General features: G+C 67.6%; 4 protein-coding genes. 1 reads left to right on the top strand and 3 read right to left on the bottom strand.

Annotation, left to right across the window (positions count from 1 at the left end):
• The first annotated feature begins 268 nt into the window (after positions 1–268).
• On the top strand, positions 269–2,824 hold the full coding sequence (locus tag VGT00_05060) for a peroxidase family protein (GenBank protein ID HEV8530764.1): 2,556 nt from the start codon (positions 269–271) through the stop codon (positions 2,822–2,824).
• A 25-nt stretch (positions 2,825–2,849) separates the two neighbouring features.
• On the opposite strand, the gene VGT00_05055 is transcribed toward VGT00_05060, so the two are convergent.
• The 3 genes from VGT00_05055 to VGT00_05045 form a co-directional block, all read right to left on the bottom strand.
• Complete coding sequence (locus VGT00_05055) at positions 2,850–3,629, bottom strand: N-acyl homoserine lactonase family protein (GenBank protein ID HEV8530763.1); 780 nt, start codon at positions 3,627–3,629, stop codon at positions 2,850–2,852.
• 163 nt (positions 3,630–3,792) lie between these two features.
• Positions 3,793–4,710: an ABC transporter permease gene (locus tag VGT00_05050; protein HEV8530762.1), complete on the bottom strand. Its 918-nt coding sequence runs from the start codon at positions 4,708–4,710 to the stop codon at positions 3,793–3,795.
• Positions 4,676–4,811, bottom strand: a 136-nt coding sequence (locus VGT00_05045) for an ABC transporter permease subunit (GenBank protein HEV8530761.1), incomplete at its 5' end; no start/stop codon positions are given. The genes VGT00_05045 and VGT00_05050, both read right to left, overlap by 35 nt.

The following is a 4,811-nucleotide window of genomic DNA, read 5'->3' as shown; positions in this document are numbered from 1 at the left end:
ATCAGGCTCCCCTCGTCTCCGTTAGCCTGGACTATTCGCAGACAACGCAACCCTGGTCTACTCAGCCCTCGCCTCAGGGCTGCGCTCTTCAGCTCGAGCTGCGGCCCTCTCCCTCGGAGAGGGAGAGGGATTCATTTTGATCCCTCGCCCCCGAAGGGGGAGAGGGCCGCAGTTCGAGCTGAAGGGCGAAGCCCTGAGGCGAGGGCTGAGTAGACCAGGGTTGCGTTGTCTGCGAATAGTCCAGGCTAACGGAGACGAGGGGAGCCTGATGATCCAGAATGCCGGACACCCCGCGAGGCCAACGTCCAGCTTTCTTCCTCTGGTGCTGTTTTCGCTCGGTCTGATTGCCCTCGCCCACGTCGGCGCGGAGGTGGTGACACGAATCGCCGGACCGGACGGCGGCCACCCCGTGACCTTCTATCGCGTCATCTTCACGATCTGGGTCACCACCCTCCTCGTGACGCCGGCCCTCTGTTCCTTCGTCCTCCGGCGGCCCGGGGAGACCGGCGCGTGCTGGCGGTGGCTGTGGACCATGGCCTACGTCGCCTTCTTGTTCCACGTCTACTGGACGGTGTGGGGAACTTTCCACGGCAACATCGTCGAGATCTTCGCGAGCAACTCGAACGCGGGCGCGAGCCCGGAGCGAACCGTCGAGCATCCCGGCATGGACTTTCTTCTGACCTTCTGGTGGGGGCTCGACGTCGCCCTCGCCTGGCTCGTCACGCGAAGGGTCCGGTGGATCCAGCTCCAGCGGGGAGCCGTCCATCTCTTCACGTTCATGATGTTCTTCGGGGCCCTCGTCCTCGCCGCCAAGGCCACCACGGTCGCGCATCTTCTCGGCATCGGCTTCGCCCTCGTGGTGACCTCGAGCTTCCTGTACGCCCTGATCTTCCGGGAGACCGATCCGGATTCGTTGCTCCTGTATCTCCACGGGAAGGTGTTCCAGCTCCTCAACCGCTTCGTGGCCTGGCACCGGCTCCCCAACGTGCTGGCCGTGGCCAACATCCTCGCCCTCCGGGACGTGTTGCGGGCGAAGAACCTTCACGACACCTCGCACGTTCCCGTCTCGAACCCGCAAGGCGAGCGGGCCGTCGTGCCGTTCCGTCCACGGCACCTGGTCTCTCGAGAGCCCGACGGCTTCTACAATGACCTCACCCGGCCAGCCATGGGAAGCGCCAGCCTGAATCCCGCCGACCCCATGGACACCTCCGGGTTCACCCTGAGCAGCCGTGGCGCCAGGTTCGGCCGGAACATCCCGCTGAGCGAAGTGATTCCCGAGCGCGACCAGGCGCTCCTCGAGCCCAACCCCCGGCTCATCAGCCAGAAGCTGCTGTCCCGGGGCGCCGGCGGCTTCAAGCCGGCCCCCAGCCTCAACCTGCTCGCGGCGGCCTGGATCCAGTTCCAGGTTCACGACTGGTTCAATCACGGCAGCCCCGTCAAGGGCGGCGAGATCGAGGTGTCCATTCCCGCGGGAGACCAGTGGCACCAGTGCCCCATGAGAATTCGTCGGACAAGGCCTGATCCGACCCGTGCGGCGAACGATGGCGCCGGTCCTCCCACCTTCGCCAATGCCGAGTCGCACTGGTGGGACGGGTCACAGATCTACGGGAGCAGCCAGATCGCCGACGCCTACTATCGCGCGGGCAAGCAGGGCAAGCTCGCCGTGGACGCGCACGAGCTCTTGCTCGTGAAGCAGAACGGCTTGGAGAAGACGGCCTTCACGGGCAACTGGTGGATCGGGCTCAGCCTGCTCCACAACCTCTTTGCCAGCGAGCACAACGCCATCTGCGATCATCTCGCCCGCGAGTATCCCGACTGGGACGACGAGCAGCTCTACGCCACCGCGCGCCTCGTCAACGTCGCCCTCATGGCCAAGATCCACAGCGTCGACTGGACCCCCGCCATCCTCGCCCACCCCGCCGTCCAGATCGGGCTTCGCGGGAACTGGTTCGGCCTCGCCACGGAGAGAGTCCGCCGGGCCTTTGGCCGCATCAGCGAATCGGAAGCGGTCAGCGGCATCCCCGGCTCGGCCACCGACCACGCCGGGGCGGACTACTGCCTCACCGAAGAGTTCGTGTCCGTGTACCGGATGCACCCCTTGATGCCCGATCGTCTCGACGTCCATGGCGTGCGAGACGGGCGTCTGCTCCAGACCTTCTCCCTGGGGGCGGAGGCCGACGACGATCCCTCGGACGTGGTGGGGCCGCGCGCCCGCACGCATGCGCTGGCGGACGGCACGGTGGGGATGGCCGATCTCTTCTATTCCCTGGGCCGGGCCAATCCGGGCGCGCTGACCCTCCACAACTTTCCGGACTGGATGCGTCGCCTCCGCCGGCGCAAGAGCGATGGCGACGTGGATGAGATCATCGACCTGGCCGCCATCGACATCGTGAGAGATCGCGAGCGAGGCATCCCTCGCTACAACCGCTTCCGGGAGCTCTTCCACTTGCCCCGGGTCAAGTCCTTCGAGCAGCTCACGAGCAATCCGGAGTGGGCGCGCGAGCTCCGGGAGGTCTACGGACACGTCGATCGCGTGGACCTGATGGTCGGCCTGTTCGCGGAGACGCCGCCCCCCGGTTTCGGCTTCAGCGATACGGCGTTCCGGCTCTTCATCCTCATGGCCTCGCGACGATTGAAGAGCGATCGGTTCTTCACCACGGACTTCACCCCAGCCATCTACAGCCAGGCCGGCCTCGACTGGATCGAGAACAACGGCATGCGGAGCGTGCTCCTGCGCCACTTCCCGGCCCTGGCCCCCGCCCTCTACCACGTCGAGAACCCGTTCGCGCCGTGGAACGATGTCGGCGCTACCTCTCGACGCTGACCGTCGGAGCGCGAGACCGGGAGATCTACCGCAGGGGGGCGGGAGCGCGTGACAGCTCCTGCCACTGAGCCGCGTCGTGGCCGTAGACCACCGTCGCGCCCTGGCGGTCCCTGAACTCGCGCAGCTTGGCGAGCGAGCGCGACATCTCCGCGGGATCCCAGAGCGTGTTGGGCAGGACATCGCGGTCCATGTTCTCCCGCGTGTAGCAGGCATCGGCGGTCAGCACGAAGTCCGTGCCCCTGCCCCCACGCACCCGGACCGACTGGTGGCCGGGGGTGTGACCGTAGGTCGGCAGCAGGACGACCTGGCCGTCGCCGAAGACATCGTGCTCGCCGTCCAGCAGCTGGTAGTCGAGGGGCAAGTCGAAATCGATGGGGCTCGGGCTGTAGCGCATCTGGGCGCCGGCCAGCACCTGGCGGGCCGCTTCCATCTCGGGGCGCTGGACGAGGAACGTCGACTGGGGGAAGAACTCGTTGCCGCCGCAATGGTCGAAGTGGAAGTGGGAGTTGACGACGTAGCGGATGTCTTTGGGGGCGAGGTCGAGCAGGGCGAGCTGGCTCACCACCTCGTCGCTCGGCTTGGAGCGGAGGCGGAATCGCGAAGCGCGCCCCTCACCGAGACGGCCGACCGGGTCGGTCAGAGCCTGGCGATGCACGCCAGTATCGACGAGAACATTGCCGCGTGGGTGTCCGATCAAGAAGCAGATCACGGGCACCGTCATGCGCGTGCCCGGGGCCACGTCGCAGAAGAAGCCGCTCCGGTCGAGATCGATGAGACCGCCGGAGAGGGCGTAGACGTTTGGCATGGGATCCTTTCCTCAGAGGTACAGTCGACTCGGCGCCGCCCCCTCAACCGTTTCAGCTCTCGCCTCGCCGCTCTCCTCGCCGTCGGCTCGTCGGCAGCGTCTCAGCTCGAACGGCGACCCACTCCCCTCGCGGGGGAGAGGGATTCTCTGAGCTGGAGTCCCCTCACGCCCGCAGTCGCGGATCCAGAGCATCGCGCACGGCATCGCCCACGAAGTTCAAGCCTACCACCGTGATGAACAGGGCGGCGCCGGGACCGAAGACGATCCAGGGCGCCTGCTGGAGATAGCCGCGGCCGGCATTGATCATGCTGCCCCAGGAGGCGCCGGGGGGCTGGATGCCGAGCCCCAGGAAGGACAGCGAGGCCTCGGCCAGGATGGCGAAGGCCACGCTCAGCGACGCCTGGATCACGATGGGCGCCATGGCATTGGGCAAGACGTGATGCCAGGCGATGCGCCAGCCCGGGGCGCCCAGGGCGCGGGCCGCTTCCACGTAGTCGCGCGCCGTGATGGTGAGCACCTGGCCGCGCATCAGGCGGGCAAAGGTGGGCGTGTACACCACGCCGAGCGCGATCACCACGCCGCCCAGCCCCGCTCCCAGCACGGCGCCGAGGGCCAGGGCAAGCACGAGAGGAGGAAACGAGAGCACCGCGTCCATGAGCCGCATCACCAGCCCGTCGGCGCGACCCCCCGCATAGCCCGCCAGCAAGCCGAGGAGCCCGCCCGCCATCACCGCGATGGCGACCGAGCCGAAGCCGGCCACGAGCGAGACGCGGGTGCCCCAGATCATTCGCGAGAGCACATCACGCCCCACGTTGTCGGTGCCCAGGAGATGGGCGCGACCGGGCTTGGCCAAGGCATTGCCGAGGTCCTGCTTGAGCGGGTCATACGGGGACACGACGGGCGCCAGCAGAGCGACCATCAGGGCCAGGAGCATCACCACGACGCCCAGCGGGGCCAGCCGGGTGCGCGCGGCATGCCGCAGGACTAGCCAGCGCCGTTCGCGCACGGGCAGCGCCCGCGGCGTCCGAGCGATGGCCCCGGCCGGCTCAGCGATATCGGATCCGCGGATCGATCCAGCCATAGAGGAGATCCACGAGCAGGTTGCTCAGGATGAACCCGACGGCGATGAGCAGGACCACCCCCTGCACCAGCGGGTAGTCCCGCGCGAAGACGGCGTCGACG

It is taken from the genome of Candidatus Methylomirabilota bacterium (assembly GCA_036002485.1).
Taxonomy (GTDB): domain Bacteria; phylum Methylomirabilota; class Methylomirabilia; order Rokubacteriales; family CSP1-6; genus AR37.
The sequence above is the reverse complement of the archived record's forward strand: the minus strand, read 5'-3'. Positions and strand labels throughout refer to the sequence as shown.

What these genes read in the sequence shown, in the direction of transcription:
- VGT00_05060 (HEV8530764.1), top strand. Translation starts at nt 269, where the DNA reads ATGATCCAGAATGCCGGACACCCCGCGAGGCCAACGTCCAGCTTTCTT.
- VGT00_05055 (HEV8530763.1), bottom strand. Translation starts at nt 3,629, where the DNA reads ATGCCAAACGTCTACGCCCTCTCCGGCGGTCTCATCGATCTCGACCGG.
- VGT00_05050 (HEV8530762.1), bottom strand. Translation starts at nt 4,710, where the DNA reads ATGGCTGGATCGATCCGCGGATCCGATATCGCTGAGCCGGCCGGGGCC.